This window comes from Pseudomonas sp. JL23, from assembly GCF_056933585.1.
Genome location: NZ_CM167795.1, coordinates 3,521,858 through 3,546,398, shown reverse-complemented (window position 1 = coordinate 3,546,398; position 24,541 = coordinate 3,521,858). Strand labels below are relative to the sequence as shown.

Below are 24,541 nucleotides of genomic sequence, written 5' to 3'. Positions count from 1 at the left end.
GGCTTTCTATGTCTGGCATGGTTATTATGGTTGAAGTTACAGGCAATACCCGTTCTGGTACTGCTAAAACCGGCAACCCTTACTGCATGTTCGAAGGCTTCGTTCATTTGCCGAACGTCCCTTATCCGCAAAAGACTATGTTCTATGCGTCCATTATGAATGAGGTTCCTCAACCCGGCACTTATGAGTGCGATGTTTTGGCAGATGTTCGTGATGGTCGTTTGGAGTTTCAATGCGACCCTCGTCAAGGTCGCCGCAAAAACATTCCACCACTTTCGCAGGCTATGGCTACTAAAGCTGCGGCAGGGGTATAAATAAGTGTCCTCTCAGTCTGTACTTGTTTGCTCTCAGTTCTCCACATCTTCATCGGGTGTTGTTTCCTGTGATGTACAGGCTTGGACGGAAACTTACGTTGTAACGCCAGAGCAACAGGCTCAGATTGAGCTTTTAGCAAATGGTGGTTTTGACAGTGATACTTTCCAGACATTCTTTGTTGGAACTATGGGTTTGTTCGCTGTTGGTTTTGCAGTCGGTATTATCATTTCTCAATTGCGCAAAATGCGCCGAGGTGTTTAAACATGGAAAAAGTAACTCGCAAATTCATCATGGTTCCTTCTGCTCGCAAACTGGCTGTTGCCGCCGCTGGTTCTGTCGCCGCCTTGGGCGCCACTTTCACTTATGCCGCTGGTGACATGGCGTCAGGTGCCGTTGCAGCCATCACTGATGCCCAAGGTTCCGGCGAATCTGTTGGTGCTGCTGTCGTCGCCTGTGTGGCCGCTCTCTGCGTTGTCGGCGTGATTATCGCGCTGATTCGCAAAGTCTGATCATTCGTGATCTGGTCCGCGCTGGCTGGCATTATCATGGCCAGCGCACTGGTTAGCGGTATCCGGTGCGCTGAATACCTTTAACTTCGGCCCCCGGAAACGGGGGTTTTTCATGTCTTTAATTCGCTATCTTGCTTTCTTATTTCTCTCCTTTGCTGGAATCTTTTCTTTTGCATACGCCGATGGTGTAGGCGACTCTATTCATTACCTCTCTTCTCACGGCGGTTATTATTCTACTCCTGAAGAAGCTTGTGCTGTAACTGAGCCGCTATTTGGTCCTGTCCACATGTCTTCTATTGGTGGTGACTCTTATGACTGTGGCAATGGCGGTAGGGCCACTGGTATTAGATATTGCCCAACTGGTTATGATGTTAATACCGGTCTTTGTGGTTCTTCTACGCCGCCTCCAACTGGCGGTGGCGGTATAGATGGTGATTTACTTGCTAAATGCCAGGCTGCTGCTGGTGGTACTGTTCAAAATTGGAGCTGGGAACAGACAGGCACTGATATTCCAACTGCTCCCTCTTATGGCGGTTGTGCCACTACTATGGGTTCTGGTGCTATTTGCAAACCTAACGCTTCTGGTAAGTTTGATTGCAGTGCAAATATCATGGTTAAAGGCGAACTGTATGTAGCTCCTCCTGACACTTCCTCAACGCCTGGCACTGGTGGTGGCACTGGTACTGGTACTGGATCAGGTGGAACTGGCACAGGTGGCTCTGGCTCTGGCTCTGGTGATACTGGTAGCGGCGATACCGGTACAGGCTCTGGTAGTACCGGCTCTGGTAGTTCAGGTGGTTCTGGATCTTCTGGTGGGTCTTCAGGCGGTTCATCCGGCGGCTCTGGCAGTTCCGGAGGCTCCGGCGGTTCTGGCGGTACAGGTTCAGGTAATACCGGTACAGGCACCGGTTCTGGCGGTTCTGGTACGGGCACTGGCTCAGGCAACTCAGGTACTGGCACTGGCACAGGCACCGGTTCTGGCACAGGTACTGGTTCTGGAAACACTGGTACAGGTACTGGTTCTGGCGGTACAGGCACTGGAACTGGCTCCGGCGGTACAGGCACGGGCACAGGTTCTGGCTCCGGTAATGGAACTGGTGATGGTGACGGCGGCGGATCTCCTTCTACAACGACTCTCACGCCTCCAAAACACGGCAACATGGATGATTGGGGTGATGAATGGGATCAAAAAATTGAAGACGCTAAAGGCGACTTTAAGGACGGTCTCGACAAGTTGAAAAACTCTTTTCAACCTATCGGTGATCTTGATTTAGGTGGTGGAGGAGGGAAGCTCTATTGCCCTCCATCCGTAACTGTTCTTGGTAAAAGTCTAAGTTTCTGCATGGATAAATATGCAGGTTCTCTTACTTGGATTTCTCAGGCCATCCTTTTTCTTTGCGCTGCTACTGCGCTCATGATTGTTTTTGTTTGAGGTGATTTATGGATCTTTCATGGCTGGCTCATTGGCTCGACAGTGCAAACACCTTCTTTCAAGCCGCTTGGGACTTTATGGATAGTGGTATTTATGATTTCGTAAAAGACTTGTTGGTCGTTATTACTAAGGTTCTTGTCTACTCGTTTCTGAAGTTCAAGATTCTTATGTTGGACGTTGCCTATGATGTGGTTCAGGAGATATTGCAGGAGACTGGTATTGCTCAATTAGTTAAATCTGCTTGGTCTTCTATTCCCGGCGACATGCAATCTACATTATCTTTCTTCAATGTCCCACAAGGTCTTACTCTTATATTTTCAGCAATTCCGACAAGATGGGCTATGAAGTTCATTCCCGGCGCAGGTGCTAATTAATGGCTATCAAAATTCACCACGGCCCTAATGGCTCCTATAAAACTTCCGGTGCGGTCTGGGACGATGCTGTGCCAGCGGCAAAAGATGGTCGTCTTATAATCACCAATATCCGAGGTATGTCCAGTGAGCGTTTTCATGAGGTATTTCCTGATCTTCCTGATACTTTTGAGCTTGAGTATATTAACCACGAAACACAAGCCGGTATGGACCGGATTAGAACTTGGTTTCAGTGGGCTCCCCGAAATGCGTTTCTAATTTTCGACGAGGCTCAAACTCTATTTCCCAAAAAATGGTCTGATAAGTTCCTTGAGACTTTCGACTATCCCGGTGGCATGGATGCGGCTAATGCCGCTGACAGACCTATGAACTTCCTTGACGCTTGGACTCGTCACAGGCATTGGAACTGGGACGTTATTTTAACCACGCCGAACATTAAATACGTACATGACGATATTCGGCAGACCTCTGAAGCGGCTTACCAGCATTCTAATTTGATGTTGCTTGGTAAGTGGACTAAGAAACTGGTTTCTAAAGACTACAAAGAAGCCATGCATTCGGCACAAGAGAATAGGGCGCCTACAGATGGATCAAACATCGTTGCACTCAGAAAGATCGACAAGCGAGTTTTTAGGCTCTACGACTCGACAGCTACCGGCCAGCACCGCGACACCATGGCAGGCAAAAACGCGCTCGCGTCGCCTCGCGTGGTTCTTCTCGTCGGAGTACTGGTTGGTATTTTCGGCTTTGTGTACTACCGGCATGGATCTAATATGTTTAGCAATCCGCTGGCAATTTCGGCTCCTAAAGTTTCCGCTCCGGTTAGCCAAGTTCCTGTTCCTCAAGATAATCATAAAGCTGATAACGTGGATCGCAATCGCGTACCTGTTCAGCAAGTTTTGCCATCTGCTGGTGTGAAGACGGACCCGTTTGCAGACTTTGAGATTGTCATTAAGGGCAGCATTACGTCTGAGGCCCGCGGTACGATATTTTCGTTTCAGCTCAGTAAGGATCAGCGTTCTTTTAGCCAGACGTCTCGCGAATTGGCCGCCACCGGTTACGAGATTTATTCACGCGGACCCTGTGCGGCTGAATTGATCTACAAGGGCGAGAAACGTACTGTTCTTTGCCAAGGCGCTTCTCCAGCCACCGGAGGCGGCGAGTCGCGGCTCGGTGCAGAGCGGCGAGCCGTCGCCGGTGGCGTTCCTTCTTCAGTTCCGGTTTCCACCACGCCAAGCACCGGTGCGAGATTGCCAGCCGACCAGGGTGTCCGAGTGACCGTAATCGACAGCGGCCCAGCGCCCAGAACCTTGATGTCTGCCACCAATCGTTAAACCTGAAGGTACGCATAATGTATATTATGTTAAATCGCGTGTTACGCCTTATATACTCACTTGCTGTCCAATGTCATTAACCTCCGTTCACGTTTGCACAAAACCCCGTTCCTTGAAAAATCAGCAATTTGAAAGCTCATCCTCATCCACTGTCTCATGCTCGCTTCTCGCTGCTGTTTCACTAATCGCCGGTTAGGATCGCTTGTCACGATCAGACTGGCCGTACCTCAGTCTCTCTGCTACACGTATACGTACCACCCAAAGATTCTAGCTTGCTGGCTCCACTATGACGCGGCCGTTCATCCCATTTCCGATCTTCCCATCGTACGACCATTGGCAGCCGAACCAAGAAAAAGGCTTCCCGGTCAACACTCACGTGTTAGCCCGACTGAACGATGTTCCCAAGTCGTGCCTTCCATTCATGAGTGCTTGGTACGCCGATCGGTACTTGAATTGGATTGCTCATAGTTGGAGTCCACAGAAGCCACACCTTCAGTACTACAAGACCATCAACGGTCTGGAAAAAATGCTCAACTGGAGTTTCGCGAACAACCTGTCGTTGCTCGACTGGACGGACGTCGATTTCAAAGACTATGTAGGCTTTGTCCAAACCCCTGGCAGTGAATGGGCCAGTCCAAGCATTCAGACCCGGTTCCTAGTCAGCCTAGGCCTGGACTACCACGACTACCCTATAAATCCCGAGTGGAAACTATTCCATACCTCTCGTGCCGCGAAGTCGAGCGACGCCATAGACAAGAATATCTGGAAGCGTGAGATCAGGAGCGTCACGCAATTCTTGGATTTCTACTTGATGGACGTGTCTGCCACTAGGCCAAACGTCGCCGCTGCCAAGCTGGACTGGCTGTCCTTTAAGGAGCCACAGGCTCGAGGCTCCATTTCGGACGCGGTGATGAAATGGATTTTCAAGATGCTACCGAACCTGCTCAGTCCCCATAACTCACACCTGATCGAAATGTACCTAACGATCGCCAGGTATACGGTCAGGCCGATGTGGCAAGTGCTTGGTACGGCTTCTAGCCCTGGGCGAATCGACCAATTCATGCGTAATGCGCGTGGCGACTGGCTTGAAAGCCATCCAAAGAATGGCTCAGTGGTTCCCTTGCCGCGGGCATTTTCCCGGACTTTCGAGCGATACCTAGTTTACCTGAATATTGATTCTAGCCAGCCGTTGCCAGCGTTGAGCCTGTTTCCGAGGGAGGATTCGCTGGGGGTACACGATCTCAAAGGTCTATGGCTCATCACGTGCTCGATCAGGCAGAACCTCGCGGATATGGCATTGGCGTCGAATGATCCAGATATTGTCGAGGCTGCTGGTGAGATCAGGCGTTTGACGACAGCCCTTGTCTCGAATCGGCCTGTCTCCGAAACCTAGGCTGGGCAAGGGTTTTGGGTGCCCTTTTCTAATGCTGCCTGCTGGGGTTGAGGGCGTGGCTCTCCGAGCTCGGCTGTCGTAAACCAAGCCGCTCGCTAGGCGAACGGCTCGGCCCTGCGGGCGTCCATCCTCACGCCTGCGCGCTCCGCTTGCCTGGACGCGCAGGGTGCTGGATCAACGGGGGGACTTCAAAGGGGGCGCGGATACATCACTACCCTCCTCCTATGCCTCGATTCCAGCTCAGCGATGCCGAGCCACTCAGCCGGAGTAGTTTGCTTCCGCCTCCCATGCACCGACGGGTTGGCTATGAAGCTTCCAGAAATGCTCCGCGACCGCGTCAGCCTCTTTAGAATCGGGTACAACGTTCGCGGCAACAGTCACCGTCCCGATGTGGACGCCTTGAGCTTTTGCCGATTCAAACAAGGCTAACACCAGTGCTCGGATGCCGGCCTTACCAATGCTCAAAGACAGAAAGTTAGGACTTGGGTACAGCGCGAAACCGCCACCTGTATGAAGGATGGTGCCTGCAGCTCGGTTGGCCATTACTGGCAAGATTGCTTGGGTCGCCGCCAGCGCGCCGCCGATGTTCACAGCGAGGTCTGGCACGAAAGTATCGGTTGGCTGTGCTGCGATGTCTGATTTGCGTAGGTTAGAAGCGTTGTAATGCAGCACATCGATAGTGCCGTAATGCTCCTCTGCGTCTGGTCAGGACATTCGTAAGCTGATTGACTCGGGCTTTCCCGTAAGCACAGCCAAGAGCTTCTGCGACGCTGTCAAATTGAGACCAGCAGATCGCGACCAAATTATCCCCGTTGAAACTCTTACATCCGGCCTGGAGCTTGGCAAACCGCTAACCCCACATCAGAGCGACCGCCTGTACCGTTTTGCACACATTACGGCAATGGCTGAGTCCATTTTTGGTAGCGACGAAAAGGCGATGCAATGGCTTTCCAAGCCCAAAGATCGCTTCTCGGGTAAAAGCCCGCTTTCGATGCTCACCACAACCGAAGGTGCTTCTCAGGTTGAAGAGATGTTAATTCAGCTCGCAGAGGGTTTCGTTTTTTGAGGTACCAGGCACATTTAATTCTTCTGGTCTGGGCCCAATAAGAAGGCGTGTTCCAGCCTAGACCTGCGGACTGATCTCACTGAAAGGCACGGGCGGTTTTGGCGGATTCGTTACATCCAGCGCAATGCGCCAATACCCGACGTCATGCCATGCACCATGCTTGAATCCCACCTCGGGATAAGTACCGATGTGAGCGAAGCCAAGTGCTTCGTGCAACCCCACGCTGCCATCGTTAGGCAGCGCTATCCCGGCATAGGCTGCGTGAAAGCCTTGCCTTTTCAATGTCGGCAGCAACACGTCATACAGTGCCCGGCCGACCCCGCTACGGTGCGCTTCTGGCGATATATAAACGGTGACGTCGACCGACCAGCGATAGGCCTCACGAGCCCGGTGCTGACTGGCATATGCATAGCCGATGACCTGGCCGTCTCGCTCCGCTACCAGATACGGGTAAGTCGGCAAAGTCGACCCAATCCGCTTGGCCATCTCTTCGACTGTGGGCGGCTCAAGCTCAAACGAAATCGCCGTATGCTCAACCATCGGTGCGTAAATTGCCTGGATGGCTTGAGCGTCCGCAATCTGCGCAATCCTTACTGTGGTATTGCTCATCCTCTATCCCCTTGGTCGCTCAAATCGATCTTTGATTGACTCGTTTCGAGAGTGCCTCGGCGCTTTCCTTGCGCTCCGAGTAGCGGTCTACCAGATACGTTTCCCGGCCCCGAACCATCAGCGTGAACTTCATCAGTTCCTCCATCACGTCCACAACACGGTCGTAGTAGGCAGATGGCTTCATACGCCCTGCGTCGTCGAACTCCAGGAAGGCTTTGGGTACTGACGACTGGTTTGGGATGGTGATCATCCGCATCCATCGCCCGAGGATCCGCAGCTGGTTCACCGTGTTGAACGACTGTGATCCACCGCAGACCTGCATGACCGCCAGCGTCTTGCCCTGGCTAGGCCGGACGGCGCCCATCGTGAGAGGAATCCAGTCGATCTGGGCTTTGAATACAGCAGACATTGCACCGTGACGCTCTGGCGAACACGACACCTGTCCCTCTGACCACAGAACCAGATCCCGCAGCTCTTTAACCTTTGGATGGTCTTCCGCAGCGTCATCAGGGAGAGGCAGACCTGAGGGATCAAAGATCACGGCCTCGGCTCCCATTAGAGTCAGGATGCGCGCGGCCTCCTGGGTCAGTAGCCTGCTGAAAGAGCGCTCACGGGTTGAGCCATACAGCAACAACATGCGCGGCTTGTGCGTCGGTTTCTCGTTGCCTTGCAGGCGATCCAGTGTGGCGACGTCGATTAGCGACTGATCCAGATTAGGTAAATCCAGACTGCTTTCCGAGGAAAATTCGTCCATTACAGTTCACCTATTCGATCTAGCTCGCGCTTCAGTTCCTGCGGTGTAAGCGTCGAATGATCCAGACTGAAGAATGCTGCGAAACGTTCTTTGATCTGGACGACTGTCGCGTCAAATGCTGCCTGTACGTCGTTATCTGATCCTTCCACATCAGAAGGATCGGCGAGGCCCCAGTGGCTTTTGATAGCTGGCCCAAAATAGACCGGGCATGGTTCGCCTCCAGCCTTGTCACACACAGTGATCACAACATCTGGCGGCGAATCAGAGAACACTTCTGAACCTTTGCTGTAGAGGTCGGAGGTATCGATGCCCAGCGCTTGCAGCGTGCTCACGGCGCGGGGATTTAGCTGTCCACTAGGGAAACTACCTGAACTGACGGCAGTAAAGCCGTTCGGGGCCAAATGGTTAAACACCCCCTCCGAGAGAACGCTCCGGCAGCTGTTTGCCGTACACATAAATAGTACTTTCATGGGTTTCTCCTAGACAGGGATGCTCAGCCGCAACGCCAGTGCCACCAGCGTTAGAAGCAAAATAGGAAGGGTGAGGATGCTGCCGACTTTGAAGTAGTAGCCCCAGGTGATACGGATATTTTTCTGCGCCAGCATGCGGATTCCACAGCCATCCGGCCACCTATTCCATGAACATCCGGCCACTGATTCCACGATGATCCGGCCACCCATTCCACGGTCATCCGGCCACCCTTAAGGCAGGCAGCAACGCAGGATTAATTCACTACCATCGACCTCTTTTATCGAAGCAGAGAGGTCGTCGTGGAGCGGTTATCCATGCGTAAGATTCGAGAAGTGCTACGTCTCAAATTCGAGGTCGGCCTATCTGCCCGCCAGGTCGCTATCAGCTTGCAAGTAGGTCGAGCTAGCGTCGGTGAGTACCTCAATCGCTTTGCTGCCAGCGGTCTTACCTGGCCGTCTGCGCTGACTGACGCCGAGTTGCAACGGCATCTTTTTCCGCCGCCGCCCGCTGTCCCCAGTGATGAACGTCCGGTACCGGACTGGGTTCATGTCCACGCCGAGCTACGCCGCCCCGGCGTAACCCTGGCCCTGCTTTGGCAAGAGTATCGGCTCACCCATCCGCAAGGCTTCCAATACAGCTGGTTCTGCGAGCACTACCGCCTCTGGGCGGCCAAGGTCGACGTGGTCATGCGCCAGGAGCATCACGCCGGCGAAAAACTGTTCGTCGATTACGCGGGTCAGACCGTGCCGATCATCGACCGGCGAACCGCAGAGATCCGCCAGGCCCAGATTTTCGTCGCCGTCCTCGGCGCCTCCAGCTACACCTTCGCCGAAGCCACCTGGTCGCAGAAACTGCCCGACTGGCTGGGCTCACACGCCCGCTGTTTTGCTTTTTTCGGCGGCACCGCACAGATCCTGGTGCCGGATAATCTGCGCAGCGGCGTGACCAAGGCACATCGCTACGAGCCCGACATCAACCCCAGTTACCGCGATCTGGCCGAGCATTACGGCGTGGCCGTGCTGCCCGCTCGCTCGCGCAAACCCAAGGACAAATCCAAGGTCGAAGTCGGCGTGCAAGTGGTCGAGCGGTGGATCCTGGCGGTGCTGCGCAACCGCCAGTTCTTCTCGTTGGGCGAACTCAACACAGCCATCGCGCTGCTGCTGGATCGCCTCAATCAGAAGCCCTTCAAGAAACTGCCCGGCTCACGCCGGTCAGCCTTCGAGAGCATCGACCAACCGGCGCTGCAAGCGCTGCCGGAACACCCTTACATCTACGCCGAGTGGAAAAAGGTACGGGTGCACATCGACTACCACGTCGAAGTCGACGGCCATTTTTACTCCGTGCCATACCAACTGGTGAAACACCAACTCGAAGTACGCCTGACCGCGCAGACCGTCGAGTGCTTCCACGCCAACCAACGTGTGGCCAGCCATCTGCGCTCGCCACATAAAGGCCGCCACACCACCCAGATCGAGCACATGCCCAAGAGCCACCGCGAACATGCCGAGTGGACGCCGCAACGGCTGATCCGCTGGGCCGAGCAGACAGGGCCGAACACCGCTGGCGTTATCGCCTACATCCTCGAACGCCGAATCCATTCGCAGCACGGCTTCCGCGCCTGCCTGGGCATCCTGCGCCTGAGCAAACAGCACGGCGAAGAGCGGCTGGAAGCCGCTTGCCAGCGTGCGCTGGCACTGGGTGCATGTAGCTACAAAAGCCTCGAATCGATACTGCGCCAAGGACTGGAACGGCTACCGCTGGCCCAGCAAAACCTGCCGTTACTGCCCGACGAGCACATCAACCTGCGTGGCCCCGGCTACTACCACTGACCTGAAAAAGGAGCACGAACATGCTGCCAAATCCGACACTCGACAAGCTACAAACCCTGCGCCTGCACGGCATGATCAAGGCGCTTGGCGAACAACACGCAACGCCTGACATCAACGATCTCAGCTTCGACGAACGCCTCGGCCTGATGGTCGACCGCGAGCTGACCGAGCGCGAAGATGCACGCCTGGCCGGATGGCGTGGAATGCGCACAACCGATCTTCAGTAACGAACCAGATTCGAGCTTCGTAGCAATGGCTGTTTTTCGAAAAGCATCGAAATTGAAAATTTTCGGCACTCAGACTTGAAAATTTTCACCGCGGCATAACTTGACGGAGTTTTGCTGGTCAGAGAAGCGCGTCCATCGAGTAGGCAACGGTTCCGCGCCGCTGTCTGCCACTCGCCAAGGACTGGCGTTGCTCATGACCTCCGGTACACACCAGTGGGCCATCATCGGAAATCCCTAAATGCTCGCGTCGATCTACCCGGATCCAATTGACTCTACTGAGCGTCTTGATGCGCTGCGCAGCTATGAGATCCTCGACACGCCACGCGAGTCAGAATTTGACGAACTTGTTGAGTTGGCGGCCCAGATTTGCGAAGTCCCTATCTCGGTGGTCAATCTCGTCGAGAACCATCGTCAATGGTTCAAGGCTGAAATTGGGTTAGGAATCAGGGAAACACCATTGGATGTTTCGATTTGCCGGCACGTCTTGCTACAACCGGGGCTCACGATCATTTCCGACCTGCGCAATGACCCCAGGATGTGCGCAAACCCTTTGGTGACCGCAGATGCCGGCCTTCGCTTCTACGCCGGCTGCCTCCTGGAAACTCCAGAAGGTCATGGGATAGGCACATTGTGCATTCTGGATCGATCGCCCAAGGTACTGAGCAAGCATCAGCAAGCGGCACTCAAAACCTTGGCGAATCAGGTGATGGCGCAACTGGAGTTACGTCGGTCGATCAAGCAGAAAAACCAGCTGTTGGAACAAAAGGAGATGCTGTTAAAAGAGGTTAATCACAGAACAAAAAACAATTTGCAGCTAATAGTTGGCCTGATACAGCTGCAACTGCGACGAGTGCACGATCCTGAGGCGCGTACCGTTCTCCTCGACACCTCCCGCCGGATCATGAGTATCGCGGCAGTGCATGAGAGATTATACCAAGCCGATGAAATGGGATCTGTTGACGCTGAACTGTACCTCTCCCAAGTCATTGAGGGCATCCAGGCGACAGCGACCCAAGAAGTAACTTTTCAGCTGGAATTGGAGTCGGTTTCGTTGCACCTGGACAAGGCGATCCCTCTAGCCTTGCTGGTGAATGAGCTACTCACCAACGCGATGAAGTACGCATACATGCCGTCTTCGCCGGGCGGCGTGAATATATCTTTTCATCAGGAAAATCATCAGTTCGTGCTATCTGTGGCAGATCAAGGTCGAGGTTTCCCTCTTGGCTTTGACGCCCATAAAAGCAAGTCTTTAGGCATGAAAATTATTGCCTCCCTCTGCCGTCAGCTCGATGCCGAACTGGTATTTTTTGATGCTCGGCCCGGCGTCAGATGTGAAGTACGATTCAGCTGTGCGATGCACCCACGAGACTGAAGCAGCAAAAAGACAGTGCCCCGCGCGCGTCTGTGCCTAATATCGGTGAGAATCGAAGCGGTGGTAACACCTGTTGCAGAACTGTTGTGCAGAGCCATACCTTGCAGGTGAGACTCTGCACCGCCAGCTTGAACGTGCCCAGGCACAATCGATTAGTTAAAGTCAGCCTTTACCTGTTCAACTGATTATCAGATCGCCGGATGGCTCCCTCTATCCCCGCAATAGGAAGCCCACCCGGGATGAATCAGGCAGCTGGTTTCAGAATGACCTTCGTCCAGCCATCGTCGCGGGCGTCGAAGTGCTTGTAGGCATCAGGCCCATCAGCCAGTTTCAGACGGTGAGAGATAATCTGCGAGGGGGTGGCCCGCCCATGATGAATCAGCTCGGCAAGCCTGCGGTTGTAGGCTTTGACATTGGCTTGCCCGGTACGAATCTGCTGCCCCTTGAACCAGAAGGCGCCGAAGTCAAAAGCCATCTTGCCTTGCTTCGCCAGATCGCTCGTCGCGCCCGGATCCTGCGGCACGAATACACCTACCGCCCCAATTCCGCCTGTGGCCTTGGTCGAGGCTACCAGGTTATTCATGGTCACATGGTTGGCCTCGTGGCCATGCTTATCGCAACACTGATAGCCCACGCATTCGCAGCCGCGATCAGTGCCTTTACCGTGGGTAAAGTTCAGGATCTGCTCCACGGCTTCTTGTTCCAGGGAGTTGATAGGCGTCGCGCCCATCTGCTTGGCAAGTCGCAAGCGGTCGGGGTGATTGTCGACCACAAAGACCTGTGATGCGCCTTTGATCATGGCTGAGTGTGCAGCCATTAGCCCTACGGGGCCCGCGCCATAGATAGCGATGCTTTCGCCGGGCAACAGACCGGCCAGTTCCGTTGCATGCCAGCCCGTCGGGAAGATGTCGGAGAGCATGACATAGTCGTCCTCGCGCTCTGCGGCGTCCTCTGGCAGCACCAGGCAATTGAAGTCTGCGTAAGGCACGCGCAGCAACTCGGCCTGGCCGCCCTGGTAAGGCCCCATGTCCGCGAATCCGTAAGCAGCGCCAGCGCTCCCCGGATTAGCTGTCAGACAGAAGCCTGTCAGGCCCTTCTCGCAATTTTCGCAGAAACCGCAGCCAATGTTGAATGGCAGACAAACACGGTCGCCCACCTTGATGCGATCGACACCTGCACCTACGGCAATGACCTCGCCAAGGTTCTCATGGCCGAAGACCCTGCCGGTCTCCATCGATGTTCGCCCTTCATACATGTGCAGGTCGGAGCCACAGATATTAGTAGTGGTGACGCGAACCAATGCATCGGTAGGCTTTTCGATTCGAGCATCCGGGACGTTTTGCACACTGACGTCACGCGGGCCGTTATAGACGATAGCTTTCATGATGGTCTCCCGTTCAGAGAAGAAATTAAGGGTTCTTCTGCTTACGAGATATCTGTCATCGCAGAGGATCATCTGATCGAAAAATCGAGCTTTCTGCAGACGAACGGTTTTCCTCTAACATTTTTGCAGCGTCAAATTTGGCGCTCTGCTACGGTGAATCGCCGCTGTGCTTTCAGGACAGCGGCGAACTTTTCGAGAAAGGTCTGACTACCCCCTCAGAGATGCCCTTGGGCTGGCAGCGCAAACGCTTCGACATAATCGCCAGAACGAGTCTGCAAACCACCATGCCCCCCGGCGGCGATCACGACATACTGCCTTCCGTCCTTGCCCAGAAAAGTCATCGGCGTAGCCTGCCCGCCCGCAGGCAACCGAGTACGCCAGATTTCCTTACCGTCCTGGGCATTGAACGCACGCAGATAGTCATCCGCCGTCGCGCCCATGAATATCAGGCCGGAGCGGGTAGTGACGTTGCCGCCGATGTTGAATATCCCAGTCGGAAACGGCAGATTAGCGTGCAAACCCAAGGGCCCCATATCCCGAGTCGTTCCGACATCGTGCTGCCAGACCAAGGAACGAGTGCGCAGATCCACAGCCGCCAGCTGCCCCCATGGCGGCGCCTTGCAGGGTGCCCCAAGGATGCCTAACCATGGATCGACCTTGACCACATAAGGCGTCCCATACTGGGGATTGATTGCGAACTTCTTGGGTCTTGGCGGTTGCCCTTTTCCATCCCAAGGCTCAACCAAACCCTTGGCCTCGGCGTCTTCTCGCTTCATGGTTTCGGCGACGAAGGGGATATAGCTCAGATTGGCGTAAAGCCGCTGCCGCTCCGGATCAACAGAGGCGCCGTGCCAATCAATGACCCCGTCGAATGCCGGGTACACAAGCGTTTTCTTATCCAGAGAAAACGGCGTGAAGGCGCCTTTGTAGTCCAACCGATTGAATTCGATCCTGCACAACATCTGATCCAGCGGCGTAACGCCCCAGGTGTCCTGCTCCTTGATCGGCTCAGGGGCGAAGGATGGCATACCGACTGAATAAGGTTGTGTGGCGGCAGGAGGATCCCCAGGCAAGCCACCTTGGGGCGCCGGCTTTTCTGCCACCTGGGCGATAGGCTTGCCGGTCTCACGATTAAGTAGAAACAGTTCGCCGCGTTTGGTCGTCTGCACCAGTGCTGGAATAGTCTTGCCGTCAGCGTCGGGCAGATCGACCAGGGTAGGCCCGATAGGCACATCCATGTCCCACAGATCATGGTGCAACGTCTGGAAAGACCAGCGCGGTTCGCCTGTTTCAATGTTCAACGCCACCACCGAGCTCGAATATTTCTCATCGAAAGGACGGCGTTTGGCGCCGTAGTAGTCAGGTACCGCGTTCCCCGTCGGCAGATAGACCAAACCACGCTCGACGTCAGCGGTGTAAACACCCCAGGCATTCGGGGTGCCTGGGGTAAAGTTCTCATCCGCAGCCGGATGAGCGACAGGGCTTCCAGGCCGACCTACGTCCCATGCCCATGCGATCTGCCCGGTGATTGGGTCGAACGCTCGCACAGCGCCTGAGGGTTCATTGGTCTTTTGCCCATCGTAGATCCAGCCGCCCAGTATCACTCGATCTCCAACAACCAGCGGTGGCGAGGTGACGAAATGGAAGCCCTTCGGAACATCGCCCAGATATTGCCGAAGCGACACGAAGCCCTGCTCGCCAAAGCCGGTGCAAGGCTTGCCGGTAGTAGCATCCAGTGCAACCAGTCGTGCATCGGCTACCGGCGCGATGATCCGTTGCGCACACTCGGTACCTGCAGGTGCCTGGTAAAAGGCCACGCCGCGACAAGCCAGATAGGCGTTGTTGCTGGTTTCAGGCTTTGGATCAAATTTCCAGCGTTCGGTGCCAGTTACAGCATCAAGCGCGATGACCTGGCTGTGCGGCGTGCAGATATAAAGGGTGTCGCCGACCTTGATCGGCGTCACTTCGAAATTGAATTCATAGCCGTTTTTATTTTCGCCAGACCGCGCCAGATCACCTGTCCGGTATTCCCAGGCAGGTTTAAGATCGCCGACATTGGCCGGGTTGATTTGAGTCAAAGGTGACCATCGTTCGCCTTTGGGAGTTCTACCGTAATATTTCCAATCATTTCCTGAATCCCCAGCCTGCGAGGCAATGGGTGTGAGCGCTGCAGGTGCCTTCGCATCGGGATAGGGGTGTGCGAAGAACAGGCCGGCGATCAGCAGCACCCACAAAACGGGAACGACGAAGTTGCCAATCGGAGAAACAACGCCCGACGGGCTCAGACGACGGCGGATGCGAGGGAGTAGCAAATAGAGTCCAAGCAATGTCGGCAACAGGAGCCTGGGCTCCAATGCCCATACATTGAAACCGCTCTCACTCAAGGCCCAGACAACAGTACCGAGCCAGACCACCCCGTATAACCATAAGGCCCAACGACGGCCCTTGATCAGACCCAGCCCGGTCAACATCACGCCCACCCCCGCGATCAGGTAGTAGGTTGTGCCATGCAGCACCACCAGCCAGCCACCACCCATTACAAAAAACAAGCCCGACAACGCAACCAGCGCCCCCGACAGTGCTGGTGTAGCTCGATTGAATAATTTCATGCTGCCCCCAAATCCCCTGTTAACTCCTGATCAAATGCGCAGCAACTTTTGTCTTAACGCGGCTCGTGAATCGGACATCCGTTATGCCGTGCACGAAAATCGGAGGACATTTCGTAAGAGGGTTTACGCACGCGCATGACTCCACCCAGAGGCCTATGTGCTTGTAGGCCATGCCAAGGACTGAAGGCCATTGCGTCATCAATTTCTCTGACCTTTTCAGCGTCCCATGCCGGCTGCGCGTCGACATCGATACGAGCGACAGTCACGTAGGGGCTGAGCTCTTCAGACCACTGCACTGATGCATCTTCGATGGGCATTTTGTCGAGATCGATAGCCAACTGGATACGAAGCTCCCAGGTACCGCCATGTTGAACGAAGTATTCGGTGACTGCCGCGCGCAGACCATCAGGGTTGTCGGCAAAGTCCACATGCAGATCGGTCAATGCGGTGAGAGAGGCTGAAACAGGCACCATTGCCAGCTTGGCGTAATAGGGCCCGTATAAAATCGGCACGACCGTGGAGAAGCTCTCACCCAGAATGTGAGTCTGCGGGTGTCCGCCCAGGCTTTTCAGAGTGCCACTCTCCCCGCCCATGGACTCGATCGTCGACTCCACGCCCCTGAGCACCGCTGAAAGAGCTTTCTTAAACCCTGGGGCCTTGTCGGTGGTCTTCGCCAGTAGCTTGAGGGTCGTCAAAAACGCCTTGGGTGTGGCCGAAGTGAAAGCCTTGGCATTCTGCATCACAAAGTCCTGGGTCACGTCGCCTTCACTACCCGGCAAACGCGGCCCATCGACACCAACGATCTTGATGGCCAGCCCTCGCGGGGTAGAAACCTTGTCGTCCAGTATGTCGCCGGGGTTTGTAGAAAACCGCAGAAAGACCGGCATCGTGGCCCGCTTGGAAAAGGCTCCCTGTCTCAATTCGGCAGGTAGATTGTCCAATACCGTGACCTGCCCGCTCAGCAGTCCGTGCGCTTTGGCATGAACGCTACGATTTGCGTGGCCGCTGTCGTTGAACGTAGTTTCCATAATGGAGCGAGGCGTATCGGCCAGCTCTTTGCTGGTCTGAGCCTCATCGTCAGGTATTTGCTCAAAGGCGGGATCAAAGCGCAGCGGCGTAACCGCAAGGCGGGTCTGCGGAAGGTCGTTCATCAGAGGTATCTCCACGTAATACGGTCGGCAGTTGCGGAACACACACCCACCTCAATACGGCACTGAGTACTCTTATATCGAGGGGATCTGTGAAGATGACCCTCCTCGAATTGAGGACGTTCAAAACGCCTTAGTAGCCAGACGACAGGCGGCGTTGGCAAGTCCAAGGGGCTCGTCCCACGACCTCCACCGCCCCAGGTTTGTGAACCAGCAGATCCCCCAGATAAAACAAAACCACGCTTGGACGACTAGCGACTCAGGAGCGTTTTTTTGAATTTAATTTGGGCCTTGAGATCTCTTTTCCGAGTGCGGCCTGAGCTCACCGCACAATGAATGGGGCGAGGATGGGGGATGGAATTTTGATCGATATGGATTGGGTGCAATGGCCGGCGATGCTGGTCACCATCCTTGCGGCCTGGCTGATTGGGTCTCAGCGGCGAAGCCGCGGATGACCGGGTTCTGGTGCTTCATCCTCAGCAATATCCTCTGGGTGGTATGGGGAATACCCGCCCATGCCTATGCATTGATCGCCCTCGAAATCTGCTTATGCGGTATGAACCTGAGGGGTTTCAAGAAAACCCTCAACGGGACAAAGCCCGCTGGTGATTGATCTTGCTACCCCAAAGGCTCGCAGATTACTCAGCAGAATCCGCGAGCCCCAGTCAGGAGTCAGGCTTTGCTCCACTGGACATTCGCAATGCCGTGCATTTCGGCCTGGGGCTTGCTGAGCTTGGTGATGACGTTTGTCCGATACCTGGGCAATTGAGCAACGCCCGCGTCGATGGCAGCCCAATTCCAAGCATCGGCATTACTCATGGTGGGGGCACGTAGATAGAAGGTCTTGTATGCGCCGTGCAGCAAGTAATCGATCCTGAAGTGTTGATCGTTTGCCATTTTTTTCTCCTTGGCCAGATAGGTCTCTAAGCCAAAGATTCCAGGCGTAAGAAAAAATTCCTTTCTTGCGATATCCGAGCGCTTAGTCCTGGGTGAAGCGTGGTGTGGTGAATAGCGACACATAGAACAGAACAAACCAATTCACGGCAACCGGCCAAAAACACTCACAGGGGTTTATTTATAAACATATGCAATCCAAATGAATACTACCCACGAGTGAACTACTGGCTACTACCAGTGGGACGTCATTGAGTGGACTACATGGATGCCTATCATTCGTTCGTTGCTCGCACAGGGCTCATAACCGGTGAAGGCTCGTTCGTGGCGGGAGTTGCAAATTGAGCTTCATCCACTTCACCGCAATCACCCATGGCCTGATACTTCTGGCGCAGCAGCTTCAGCTCTTTCTGGTCGAGCTTATCCAGGTTAAGCAAAGCGTTCTGCGCCTCATTCGTCACCCGCAAAAGCTCGTTGATTTTGATGTGTAATTCGTCGGTGTCCCGGTTCTGAGTGTTTTGTACGAGGAACACCATGAGGAACGTGATGATGGTGGTCGAGGTGTTGATCAGTAGCTGCCAGGTGTCGTTATAGTGAAAAATTGGCCCCGTCGCAGCCCACAGCGCAATGAGGAAAATGGCCGTTAAAAAGGTGCGCGGGCTCCCTGCCCATCTCGACAGGGTGTGAGCAAACTTGGAAAATGTCATGGCAGGCGCTCTGTTCAAGTGGGTATAAAATGGACAGCAGCGCCACCATGAAATTTCTAGTCACATTCTGAAATTTTTTTCACATAAGGTCGTGCCATTCGACCTTCGCTCATTCCCTAGGGCAACGGGTTGCCACCCGTAACACCAAACACCTCACCAGTGATGTAGCTGGACTCCTGGTTGGCGAGCAGCACATAAATCGGCGCGCACTCGGCGGGCTGACCTGGCCGCCCCATGGGTACCTCTGAACCAAAATCCGGAATGTTTTCCTGAGGCTGACCACCGCTCGGTTGCAACGGCGTCCAGAAAGGCCCAGGCGCCACTGCGTTTACCCGAATCCCCTTACTGATTACCTGCTTGGCCAAGGCCTTGGTGAAGGCAACGATGGCCGATTTAGTCGGTGCATAATCAAGCAGCATTGCCGAAGGCTGGTAAGCCTGGATCGAGGCGGTATTGATAATGGTTGCGCCGGGCGCAAGATGCGGCAGCGCCGCCTTGCAAAGCCAGAACAGCGCATAAACGTTGGTCTTGAAGGTCGCGTCGAACTGTTCAGTGGTGATATCAGCGATATTTTGTTGGGCTGTCTGTTTGCCGGCCACATTGACCAGCACATCCAGACCTCCCAGCCCTTCGACTGCCTTGCTGATCAATTCTTTGCAAAAGGCCTCACTGGTGATATCGCCAGGGATGCATATCGCTTTGCGCCCTTCCGCTTCGATCAGCGCGACCACTTCTTTGGCATCCGCTTCCTCTGAAGGCAGATAGTTGAGCGCAACGTCCGCGCCTTCCCTCGCGTAGGCGATGGCGGCGGCCCGGCCTATACCGGAGTCGGCCCCAGTGATGAGCGCCTTACGACCCTGCATGCGGCCAAAACCTTTGTAGCTGGTCTCGCCATGGTCAGCTGCCGGCTGCAACTCATGCACCGTTCCAGGCGGGTTCTGCGGCTGTTTCGCAAATTTCGGCTGCGGGTATTGAGTGAGCGGATTCTGCATCGAGTATTGATTTTCAGTCGTCATGATTAGTACCCCTGCCCAAGATTGAAAGTGCACAGCGCGTCTGCGCGATGAAGTCTTAAGTGGGAGGCGACCGAGCACAGGAACGTTCAGTCTTTTTAATCGCCAATCGAACTTGCGGGCCTCTAGTGCAGGTCTTGCAGGTGAAAAATCCATCACCCTGCTCGCTGTTGTTTTGTATAAAATTGCGCAAATTTTGAAACCGCTCGGGAAGCAGAAATGAGTCTCTCAACCGCTGTCGATGAGAAAAGCTTTCGAAAAATCTTAAAGCGCAACATCACCTTTCCCGTGGTTACAGGGATCTTCAGCGCCGTCCTGTTCGTCTCGCTTATTTCCTACCTGCTGGACGAGATCTCTTGGGTTGAACACTCGGACAAGGTGATCAACACGGCCTATGAAACGCAGAAACTCGCCGTGGACATGGAAAGTGGCTTGCGCGGCTACGTGGCGAGGAGCATGCGAGTGATCATGCTCCCGTCTGGATTCAGCTCGTGAGCGGGAGTAAAAAATCCGCGAAGGCTACCAAGACCGGCGTAAAGGCTTCAGCGAAATCAGCACCGCATTCCATTGAGGCACTAGGGGAGTACAACCGCAAACGTGATTTCAATGCGACCCCCGAGCCGTCTGGAGCAACGAGCAAACGTGCCACCAAGCAAAACTCAAGCGACTCAGGTGCATTAAAATTTTGCATTCAAAAACATGATGCCACCCGCCTCCACTACGATTTTCGCCTTGAGCTCGATGGAACGCTCAAAAGCTGGGCCGTACCCAAAGGCCCCTCTCTAGACCCCAGAACCAAACGTCTCGCCGTTCATGTTGAGGATCACCCCATTGATTATGCGACCTTTGAGGGAAGCATCCCGGAAGGCCATTATGGCGCCGGCGATGTCATCGTCTGGGATCGCGGAATCTGGAAGCCCTTGACCGATCCTGCCGAGGCATACGCCAAGGGTCGTCTCAAATTCGAATTGCAGGGTGAGAAGCTAAGCGGCATCTGGAATCTGGTGAAAACCCATATCCCGGGCAAGCAGGAACAGTGGTTTCTGATCAAGCACGAGGATAAATCCGCGCGTTCCGAAACCGAATACGACATCGTCAAAGAAATGCCCGGCAGCGTGCTCAGCGACAGAGCAATCGTTGCGAAAAAACCTAAAGGAAAAGCGGCCACACCCAAACCAGTGGAAAAGGTGCCCGCCCCCACCAAGAAAGCACGCAACACTCAGCTCATCGGCGCCTTGGCATCGGAGTTACCGGACATCATCAAACCGGAACTGGCAACTTTGGTGGAGTCGGCTCCCGCAGGCGAATGGCGCTACGAGATCAAATTCGATGGCTATCGGGTCATGGCGCGTGTCGATAACGGTTCAGTGAGGCTGTTCACCCGCAATGGCCACGACTGGACGCACAAACTGCCTCGTCAGGCTGAAGCCATTGCCAGCCTGGCGCTCGAATCAGCTTGGCTGGATGGTGAAATGGTGGTCGCCAACGACAAGGGTGTGCCGGACTTCCAGGCACTGCAGAATGCTTTCGAGGCCGACCGCAACGGGAACATCGTTTACTACCTCTTCGACATGCCATACCTCAACGGCATGGATCTTCGGGAGGTCGCTCTTGAACAGCGGCGCGCTGCATTGTCGACGGTTCTTGAACGTAGTGAAGATGACATCCTGCGATTCTCCGAAGACTTCGGCGAGCTTCGAGGCCACCCCGCTGGATGCTCACGAACAGGTCATTCAGACGGATTTGCTTGGGTATGTCAGAGGTGCGTTCTTCGCTTTGCCCTACTTCAAAGCTCAGCAACGCGGAGCGCTCATAAACACCTTGTCGTTGGGCAGTTGGGTAGCTCAGCCCTACGCCGCAGCTTACTCCGCAAGCAAGTTTGGTTTACGTGGGTTTACCGAAGCTTTACGAGGGGAACTGACCGAATTTCCCAATATCCAGGTTTGCGATATCTATCCAAGTGTCATGGACACTCCTGGCTTTCGAGACGGTGGCAACTACACCGGTCACGCTCTCAAACCTCCATCGCCCATCTATGATCCCCACCTGGTCGCAAAGGCCATCGTAGAGTGTGCGATAACACCGCGCGCGACCACTACCGTCGGAGGCGCTGCACGTGTCGCCCGAGTATCGCATTTCCTTGTGCCAGGGCTGACCCAACTTATGGGCTGGCTCACCCGCCGGGCTATAAGCCAGAGCCCTGCATCAGCGATATCCTCTGGCAATTTGTTCGAACCACCCAGTGGCCGACGTAGCGTGGAAGGCGGGTGGCGAGAAAGAAAGATCAACACTCCGGGACTGCTGACAGTGGCCTCTGGCCTATTGATTGCCGGGTGTGCCTACGCGATCTTGCGTAGCGGCAAAAAGTAGATCTGTGGGCTACGGAGCGCGCGCCCATCGCTGTGATTGACTGGCAAGGAATAGGTAACCGGTGGGCAAAAGCGCCATGCCGGTTTCCTTTTCTGTGGCATTACTTCGACCCATGCCCTCTACCTATCATGACTCAAGGATCGGCAAATCGATGTGGCTGTTTGTTGTTACGACCTCCTGCGTCGCACACAATGAAATGGCCAGATTCGATAAATACCCACCGAACCCTTCCCGGCATCTGAAATCGGCTCTAGCGCTTGTCACTACCGGGTTACTCGCTGTCCAAACAATGTGCGCGCCCGTGCTTTCGAGGTCGGTCACCAATTGGACATCCTCGTGACTCGCGAGCGGTCGAAATCCACCGGCGCGTCGATAGGCCTGTGCACTCACACCCAGGTTTGCCCCATGTATGTGACGGTGGCCCTCGCTGAATTGGTACAGGCCCGTGTAATGATCACGAACTCTATCGCCCTACCGCTTCCAACTGTCGACCCTCAACAAGTCCACAGCGTCAGCTAAACCGCAAACTGAAGGTGGCCGAGGTAACGCTTCAAATGCAGAGAGTGATGGGAAGATTGCGCTCAGGTCTCTTTCAAGTCTTGCCCAGCAGTGCGTTCACATTCGAAGTCAATACATCCAATGCAAAGGGTTTAGTGATAATCGCGGTCGAAGAATCCAGCAGTTGAGCTCCCACGATCGCCGGCTCGGCGTACCCGGTCATAAACAATACGGGCAAGCTAGACCTGCATTTACGAGCTGCATCAGTCATACGACGCCCATCTATTCCGCCAGGAAGGCCTATGTCGGTGACGAGCAGGTCAATGGGTGTATCGGATTGGAGAAGCGAAAGCCCCGCCAGCCCGTCGGCGGCTTCGATGACCCTATAGCCGAGGCCACCGAGCGTCTCACTAACAAACATCCGGACTGACGGCTCGTCATCGACAACTAGCACCGTCTCGCCCGACGAAATAAAATCTGCTTCAATTTTTACCTCAGTTTGAACGAGAGCATCAATCTGATCGGTATGAAGGGGTAACTGCAGATAGACGCGAGTTCCGCTCCCTTTTTCTGAGTCAATCTTGATCTGCCCGCCAGATTGTTTTGCAAAGCCATAGACCATAGACAAGCCCAGTCCTGTTCCTGCACCTACCGGCTTGGTGGTGAAAAAGGGTTCGAATGCCTTGGAAAGGATTTCTGGACTCATTCCAGCGCCATCATCGCCAACGCAGATAGTCAGATAGGCTCCGGGAGCCAGTTCCGCGTCGAGCTCGGGCCCTTGCTCCAGCATCTGGTTGTAAGTCTTGATCGAAATTCTTCCTCCCTCCGTCAACGCGTCGCGGGAGTTGATGCACAGGTTGAGCAGGGAGTTTTCTACCTGTGCAGGATCGACGAGACATGTACTTGATGCCGCTGCCAGATCGACGTGCAACTCTATAGAGGGCCCTACCGTTCGACGAATGAGCTCCTCCATATCGGCAATAAGGACATGAACATCGGTATGTTCAGGAAGGAGCGTTTGCCGGCGTGAAAACGCGAGTAATCGGTGAGTCAAGGCTGCGGCCCTGAGTGCTGCACCATAGGCTACCGAGACGTAGCGCTCTACATCCTCAATGCGGCTTTGGTTGAGCCGCATTTTGATCAGATCCAGGCTGCCCGTAATTCCGGTAAGCAGATTATTGAAGTCATGAGCGATGCCCCCAGTGAGTTGCCCAATCGCCTCCATCTTTTGTGATTGTCGGAGCGCAGCCTGCGCAACCTCACGCTCAGCCACCGCTTCACTGATGCGAGCTTCTAACGTGCGATTAAGCTCCAGAAGCGCCGTTTCAGCTTGCTTGCGCGCAGTAACATCTATTGAAGAGCCAATCAGACCAATGACCTCGCCGGCGTCGTTCAACAAAGGAGCCTTGGCCGATAGCCATATGGTTGCCGAACCGTCGGGCATATCGACCCGCTCTTCGATCTGCATGGCTTTTCCGCTGCGCATAATGCTTTGATCAGTCTCCATTATCCGACGCGCTTGATCCTTGTCCTCCAGGAATTCTAAATCTGTTTTGCCTAGGTAGAACTCCGGCGGCCTTCCGATCAGTTCCGTCGTGCCATGGTTGGCTACTAACATCCTGCCTTCCAAATCCTTGGCATAAACCACGCCGGGTACGGCGGCAGTAAACGTTCGTAGCAGCGCAGACATTCTGTCCCGCTCCGCCTCAGCAGCCCGCCGAGACTCGATATCCATGAGTACGCCGGGAAAACGAATTGCCTCACCATTAGCGTCCAGCTCGGCCCGCCCGTTTGCCTCAACCCACCTGTAGGCTCCGTCGTCATGACGCACGCGGTATTCGCAACGGAAAGGCCCACCGCGCATCATCGCCTCTCTAATATCTTCGGCTACACGGTCAACATCGTCAGGATGAATAGACGAAAACGCTTCGGCGATCGGTATCCCTGCTTTGCATCGTTCCGCCGACAGACCGAACGACCGTGAGAACCGCTCGTCGGCTGTGACAGAATCACTAGGAATGTCCCACACCCAGGTGCCGATGATCGCACCCGCATCCAACGCCAATTGCAAGCGCTCTGCTACGTCCGCAGGGGATGCATTGGATTGGGGTTTTGATAAAGACTCAACTGTTTGAGTTAAGACCTCAGGGCTGAAAGGATCCATGCAGTACCTCGGTGATTCCTTGTATACGGCCCAGACATTTCCGTACCGAGCCAAGGCATTGAGTAAATGCCT

The 24,541-nt window shown here is 54.6% G+C and carries 22 protein-coding genes and 6 pseudogenes; 15 read left to right on the top strand and 13 right to left on the bottom strand.

Features of this window, described 5'->3' with window-relative positions:
- Window positions 1-8 precede the first annotated feature (8 nt).
- The 7 genes from AC1Z24_RS16445 (at window position 9) to AC1Z24_RS16415 (ending at window position 5,354) form a co-directional block, all read left to right on the top strand.
- Window positions 9-314 (top strand): propanediol utilization protein, encoded by a 306-nt coding sequence (locus tag AC1Z24_RS16445; protein ID WP_483741766.1) that lies wholly within the window; start codon window positions 9-11, stop codon window positions 312-314.
- Window positions 315-318: 4 nt separating this feature from the next.
- Window positions 319-576, top strand: coding sequence for a hypothetical protein (locus AC1Z24_RS16440; protein ID WP_483741765.1), 258 nt, complete (start codon window positions 319-321; stop codon window positions 574-576).
- A gap of 2 nt (window positions 577-578) precedes the next feature.
- Complete coding sequence (locus AC1Z24_RS16435) at window positions 579-824, top strand: hypothetical protein (RefSeq protein WP_483741764.1); 246 nt, start codon at window positions 579-581, stop codon at window positions 822-824.
- A gap of 112 nt (window positions 825-936) precedes the next feature.
- Window positions 937-2,256 (top strand): hypothetical protein, encoded by a 1,320-nt coding sequence (locus tag AC1Z24_RS16430; protein WP_483741763.1) that lies wholly within the window; start codon window positions 937-939, stop codon window positions 2,254-2,256.
- A gap of 8 nt (window positions 2,257-2,264) precedes the next feature.
- Window positions 2,265-2,630: a DUF2523 family protein gene (locus AC1Z24_RS16425; RefSeq protein WP_483741762.1), complete on the top strand. Its 366-nt coding sequence runs from the start codon at window positions 2,265-2,267 to the stop codon at window positions 2,628-2,630.
- Window positions 2,630-3,961: a zonular occludens toxin domain-containing protein gene (locus AC1Z24_RS16420; protein ID WP_483741761.1), complete on the top strand. Its 1,332-nt coding sequence runs from the start codon at window positions 2,630-2,632 to the stop codon at window positions 3,959-3,961. The genes AC1Z24_RS16425 and AC1Z24_RS16420 overlap by 1 nt, the downstream gene beginning before the upstream one ends.
- A 286-nt stretch (window positions 3,962-4,247) precedes the next feature.
- Window positions 4,248-5,354 carry an integrase gene (locus AC1Z24_RS16415; RefSeq protein WP_483741760.1) on the top strand — a complete coding sequence of 369 codons (1,107 nt, stop codon included), beginning with the start codon at window positions 4,248-4,250 and terminating at the stop codon, window positions 5,352-5,354.
- Between the two features lie 258 nt (window positions 5,355-5,612).
- Here the strand turns inward: AC1Z24_RS16415 and AC1Z24_RS16410 are convergent, their stop codons facing one another.
- Window positions 5,613-6,026, bottom strand: a complete 414-nt coding sequence (locus AC1Z24_RS16410) for an SDR family NAD(P)-dependent oxidoreductase (RefSeq protein ID WP_483741759.1) — start codon at window positions 6,024-6,026, stop codon at window positions 5,613-5,615.
- Between the two features lie 40 nt (window positions 6,027-6,066).
- On the opposite strand from AC1Z24_RS16410, the gene AC1Z24_RS16405 reads away from it, so the two are divergent.
- On the top strand, window positions 6,067-6,420 hold the full coding sequence (locus AC1Z24_RS16405; protein WP_483746643.1) for an antitoxin Xre/MbcA/ParS toxin-binding domain-containing protein: 354 nt from the start codon (window positions 6,067-6,069) through the stop codon (window positions 6,418-6,420).
- Window positions 6,421-6,477: 57 nt separating this feature from the next.
- Here the strand turns inward: AC1Z24_RS16405 and AC1Z24_RS16400 are convergent, their stop codons facing one another.
- The 4 genes and pseudogenes from AC1Z24_RS16400 to AC1Z24_RS16385 all read right to left on the bottom strand — a co-directional run.
- Window positions 6,478-7,029: an arsinothricin resistance N-acetyltransferase ArsN1 family B gene (locus tag AC1Z24_RS16400; RefSeq protein WP_483741758.1), complete on the bottom strand. Its 552-nt coding sequence runs from the start codon at window positions 7,027-7,029 to the stop codon at window positions 6,478-6,480.
- Between the two features lie 19 nt (window positions 7,030-7,048).
- Window positions 7,049-7,783 carry an arsenical resistance protein ArsH gene (arsH, locus tag AC1Z24_RS16395; RefSeq protein ID WP_483741757.1) on the bottom strand — a complete coding sequence of 245 codons (735 nt, stop codon included), beginning with the start codon at window positions 7,781-7,783 and terminating at the stop codon, window positions 7,049-7,051.
- Window positions 7,783-8,253 carry an arsenate reductase ArsC gene (locus tag AC1Z24_RS16390; RefSeq protein WP_483741756.1) on the bottom strand — a complete coding sequence of 157 codons (471 nt, stop codon included), beginning with the start codon at window positions 8,251-8,253 and terminating at the stop codon, window positions 7,783-7,785. Before AC1Z24_RS16390 ends, arsH begins: the two co-directional genes overlap by 1 nt.
- Window positions 8,254-8,262: 9 nt before the next feature.
- A pseudogene (locus tag AC1Z24_RS16385) lies at window positions 8,263-8,394 on the bottom strand (ArsB/NhaD family transporter); the annotation flags it as partial.
- Between the two features lie 174 nt (window positions 8,395-8,568).
- Between AC1Z24_RS16385 and istA the strand changes: the two are divergent.
- From istA to AC1Z24_RS16370, 3 genes and pseudogenes are all read left to right on the top strand, one after another.
- Window positions 8,569-10,083: an IS21 family transposase gene (gene istA / locus AC1Z24_RS16380; RefSeq protein ID WP_483741755.1), complete on the top strand. Its 1,515-nt coding sequence runs from the start codon at window positions 8,569-8,571 to the stop codon at window positions 10,081-10,083.
- A gap of 20 nt (window positions 10,084-10,103) precedes the next feature.
- Window positions 10,104-10,274 (top strand): annotated as a pseudogene (locus tag AC1Z24_RS16375) (ATP-binding protein); the annotation flags it as partial.
- A 274-nt stretch (window positions 10,275-10,548) separates the two neighbouring features.
- Window positions 10,549-11,682, top strand: a complete 1,134-nt coding sequence (locus tag AC1Z24_RS16370; RefSeq protein WP_483741754.1) for a sensor histidine kinase — start codon at window positions 10,549-10,551, stop codon at window positions 11,680-11,682.
- Window positions 11,683-11,926: 244 nt separating this feature from the next.
- Here AC1Z24_RS16370 and AC1Z24_RS16365 read toward each other — a convergent pair whose 3' ends face one another.
- The 3 genes from AC1Z24_RS16365 to AC1Z24_RS16355 form a co-directional block, all read right to left on the bottom strand.
- Window positions 11,927-13,066, bottom strand: a complete 1,140-nt coding sequence (locus tag AC1Z24_RS16365; protein ID WP_483741753.1) for a glutathione-independent formaldehyde dehydrogenase — start codon at window positions 13,064-13,066, stop codon at window positions 11,927-11,929.
- A 215-nt stretch (window positions 13,067-13,281) separates the two neighbouring features.
- Entirely contained in the window at window positions 13,282-15,675 is a 2,394-nt protein-coding gene (locus AC1Z24_RS16360) for a membrane-bound PQQ-dependent dehydrogenase, glucose/quinate/shikimate family (protein WP_483741752.1), read from the bottom strand.
- 53 nt (window positions 15,676-15,728) lie between these two features.
- Window positions 15,729-16,826: a catalase family protein gene (locus AC1Z24_RS16355; RefSeq protein WP_483741751.1), complete on the bottom strand. Its 1,098-nt coding sequence runs from the start codon at window positions 16,824-16,826 to the stop codon at window positions 15,729-15,731.
- 344 nt (window positions 16,827-17,170) lie between these two features.
- Here AC1Z24_RS16355 and AC1Z24_RS16350 point away from each other — a divergent pair.
- Window positions 17,171-17,436: pseudogene (locus AC1Z24_RS16350) on the top strand (hypothetical protein).
- A 59-nt stretch (window positions 17,437-17,495) separates the two neighbouring features.
- Here the strand turns inward: AC1Z24_RS16350 and AC1Z24_RS16345 are convergent.
- The 3 genes from AC1Z24_RS16345 to AC1Z24_RS16335 form a co-directional block, all read right to left on the bottom strand.
- The gene (locus AC1Z24_RS16345) at window positions 17,496-17,720 is read right to left on the bottom strand and encodes a DUF6555 family protein (protein WP_483741750.1); all 225 of its coding nucleotides are present in this window, start codon (window positions 17,718-17,720) and stop codon (window positions 17,496-17,498) included.
- A gap of 272 nt (window positions 17,721-17,992) precedes the next feature.
- Complete coding sequence (locus AC1Z24_RS16340) at window positions 17,993-18,424, bottom strand: low affinity iron permease family protein (RefSeq protein WP_483741749.1); 432 nt, start codon at window positions 18,422-18,424, stop codon at window positions 17,993-17,995.
- A 116-nt stretch (window positions 18,425-18,540) separates the two neighbouring features.
- Window positions 18,541-19,440 carry an SDR family oxidoreductase gene (locus AC1Z24_RS16335; protein ID WP_483741748.1) on the bottom strand — a complete coding sequence of 300 codons (900 nt, stop codon included), beginning with the start codon at window positions 19,438-19,440 and terminating at the stop codon, window positions 18,541-18,543.
- A gap of 216 nt (window positions 19,441-19,656) precedes the next feature.
- Here AC1Z24_RS16335 and AC1Z24_RS16330 point away from each other — a divergent pair, with 216 nt between their 5' ends.
- The 3 genes and pseudogenes from AC1Z24_RS16330 to AC1Z24_RS16320 form a co-directional block, all read left to right on the top strand.
- Window positions 19,657-19,932, top strand: coding sequence for a CHASE3 domain-containing protein (locus tag AC1Z24_RS16330; protein WP_483741747.1), 276 nt, complete (start codon window positions 19,657-19,659; stop codon window positions 19,930-19,932).
- Between the two features lie 71 nt (window positions 19,933-20,003).
- A pseudogene (locus AC1Z24_RS16325) lies at window positions 20,004-21,131 on the top strand (DNA polymerase ligase N-terminal domain-containing protein); the annotation flags it as partial.
- Window positions 21,130-21,807: pseudogene (locus AC1Z24_RS16320) on the top strand (SDR family oxidoreductase); the annotation flags it as partial. The pseudogenes AC1Z24_RS16325 and AC1Z24_RS16320, both read left to right, overlap by 2 nt.
- Before the next feature lie 126 nt (window positions 21,808-21,933).
- On the opposite strand, the pseudogene AC1Z24_RS16315 reads toward AC1Z24_RS16320, so the two are convergent.
- Both AC1Z24_RS16315 and AC1Z24_RS16310 read right to left on the bottom strand, forming a co-directional pair.
- A pseudogene (locus AC1Z24_RS16315) lies at window positions 21,934-22,323 on the bottom strand (hypothetical protein); the annotation flags it as partial.
- A gap of 76 nt (window positions 22,324-22,399) precedes the next feature.
- On the bottom strand, window positions 22,400-24,469 hold the full coding sequence (locus AC1Z24_RS16310; protein WP_483741746.1) for a hybrid sensor histidine kinase/response regulator: 2,070 nt from the start codon (window positions 24,467-24,469) through the stop codon (window positions 22,400-22,402).
- Window positions 24,470-24,541: the final 72 nt, after the last annotated feature.

Excerpts from the sequence above, each read along its gene's own strand:
- AC1Z24_RS16445 (WP_483741766.1), top strand. The coding sequence starts at position 9 with ATGTCTGGCATGGTTATTATGGTTGAAGTTACAGGCAATACCCGTTCT.
- AC1Z24_RS16435 (WP_483741764.1), top strand. The coding sequence starts at position 579 with ATGGAAAAAGTAACTCGCAAATTCATCATGGTTCCTTCTGCTCGCAAA.
- AC1Z24_RS16430 (WP_483741763.1), top strand. The coding sequence starts at position 937 with ATGTCTTTAATTCGCTATCTTGCTTTCTTATTTCTCTCCTTTGCTGGA.
- AC1Z24_RS16425 (WP_483741762.1), top strand. The coding sequence starts at position 2,265 with ATGGATCTTTCATGGCTGGCTCATTGGCTCGACAGTGCAAACACCTTC.
- AC1Z24_RS16420 (WP_483741761.1), top strand. The coding sequence starts at position 2,630 with ATGGCTATCAAAATTCACCACGGCCCTAATGGCTCCTATAAAACTTCC.
- AC1Z24_RS16415 (WP_483741760.1), top strand. The coding sequence starts at position 4,248 with ATGACGCGGCCGTTCATCCCATTTCCGATCTTCCCATCGTACGACCAT.
- AC1Z24_RS16400 (WP_483741758.1), bottom strand. The coding sequence starts at position 7,029 with ATGAGCAATACCACAGTAAGGATTGCGCAGATTGCGGACGCTCAAGCC.
- arsH (WP_483741757.1), bottom strand. The coding sequence starts at position 7,783 with ATGGACGAATTTTCCTCGGAAAGCAGTCTGGATTTACCTAATCTGGAT.
- AC1Z24_RS16390 (WP_483741756.1), bottom strand. The coding sequence starts at position 8,253 with ATGAAAGTACTATTTATGTGTACGGCAAACAGCTGCCGGAGCGTTCTC.
- istA (WP_483741755.1), top strand. The coding sequence starts at position 8,569 with ATGCGTAAGATTCGAGAAGTGCTACGTCTCAAATTCGAGGTCGGCCTA.
- AC1Z24_RS16370 (WP_483741754.1), top strand. The coding sequence starts at position 10,549 with ATGCTCGCGTCGATCTACCCGGATCCAATTGACTCTACTGAGCGTCTT.
- AC1Z24_RS16365 (WP_483741753.1), bottom strand. The coding sequence starts at position 13,066 with ATGAAAGCTATCGTCTATAACGGCCCGCGTGACGTCAGTGTGCAAAAC.
- AC1Z24_RS16360 (WP_483741752.1), bottom strand. The coding sequence starts at position 15,675 with ATGAAATTATTCAATCGAGCTACACCAGCACTGTCGGGGGCGCTGGTT.
- AC1Z24_RS16355 (WP_483741751.1), bottom strand. The coding sequence starts at position 16,826 with ATGAACGACCTTCCGCAGACCCGCCTTGCGGTTACGCCGCTGCGCTTT.
- AC1Z24_RS16345 (WP_483741750.1), bottom strand. The coding sequence starts at position 17,720 with ATGGCAAACGATCAACACTTCAGGATCGATTACTTGCTGCACGGCGCA.
- AC1Z24_RS16340 (WP_483741749.1), bottom strand. The coding sequence starts at position 18,424 with ATGACATTTTCCAAGTTTGCTCACACCCTGTCGAGATGGGCAGGGAGC.
- AC1Z24_RS16335 (WP_483741748.1), bottom strand. The coding sequence starts at position 19,440 with ATGACGACTGAAAATCAATACTCGATGCAGAATCCGCTCACTCAATAC.
- AC1Z24_RS16330 (WP_483741747.1), top strand. The coding sequence starts at position 19,657 with ATGAGTCTCTCAACCGCTGTCGATGAGAAAAGCTTTCGAAAAATCTTA.
- AC1Z24_RS16310 (WP_483741746.1), bottom strand. The coding sequence starts at position 24,469 with ATGGATCCTTTCAGCCCTGAGGTCTTAACTCAAACAGTTGAGTCTTTA.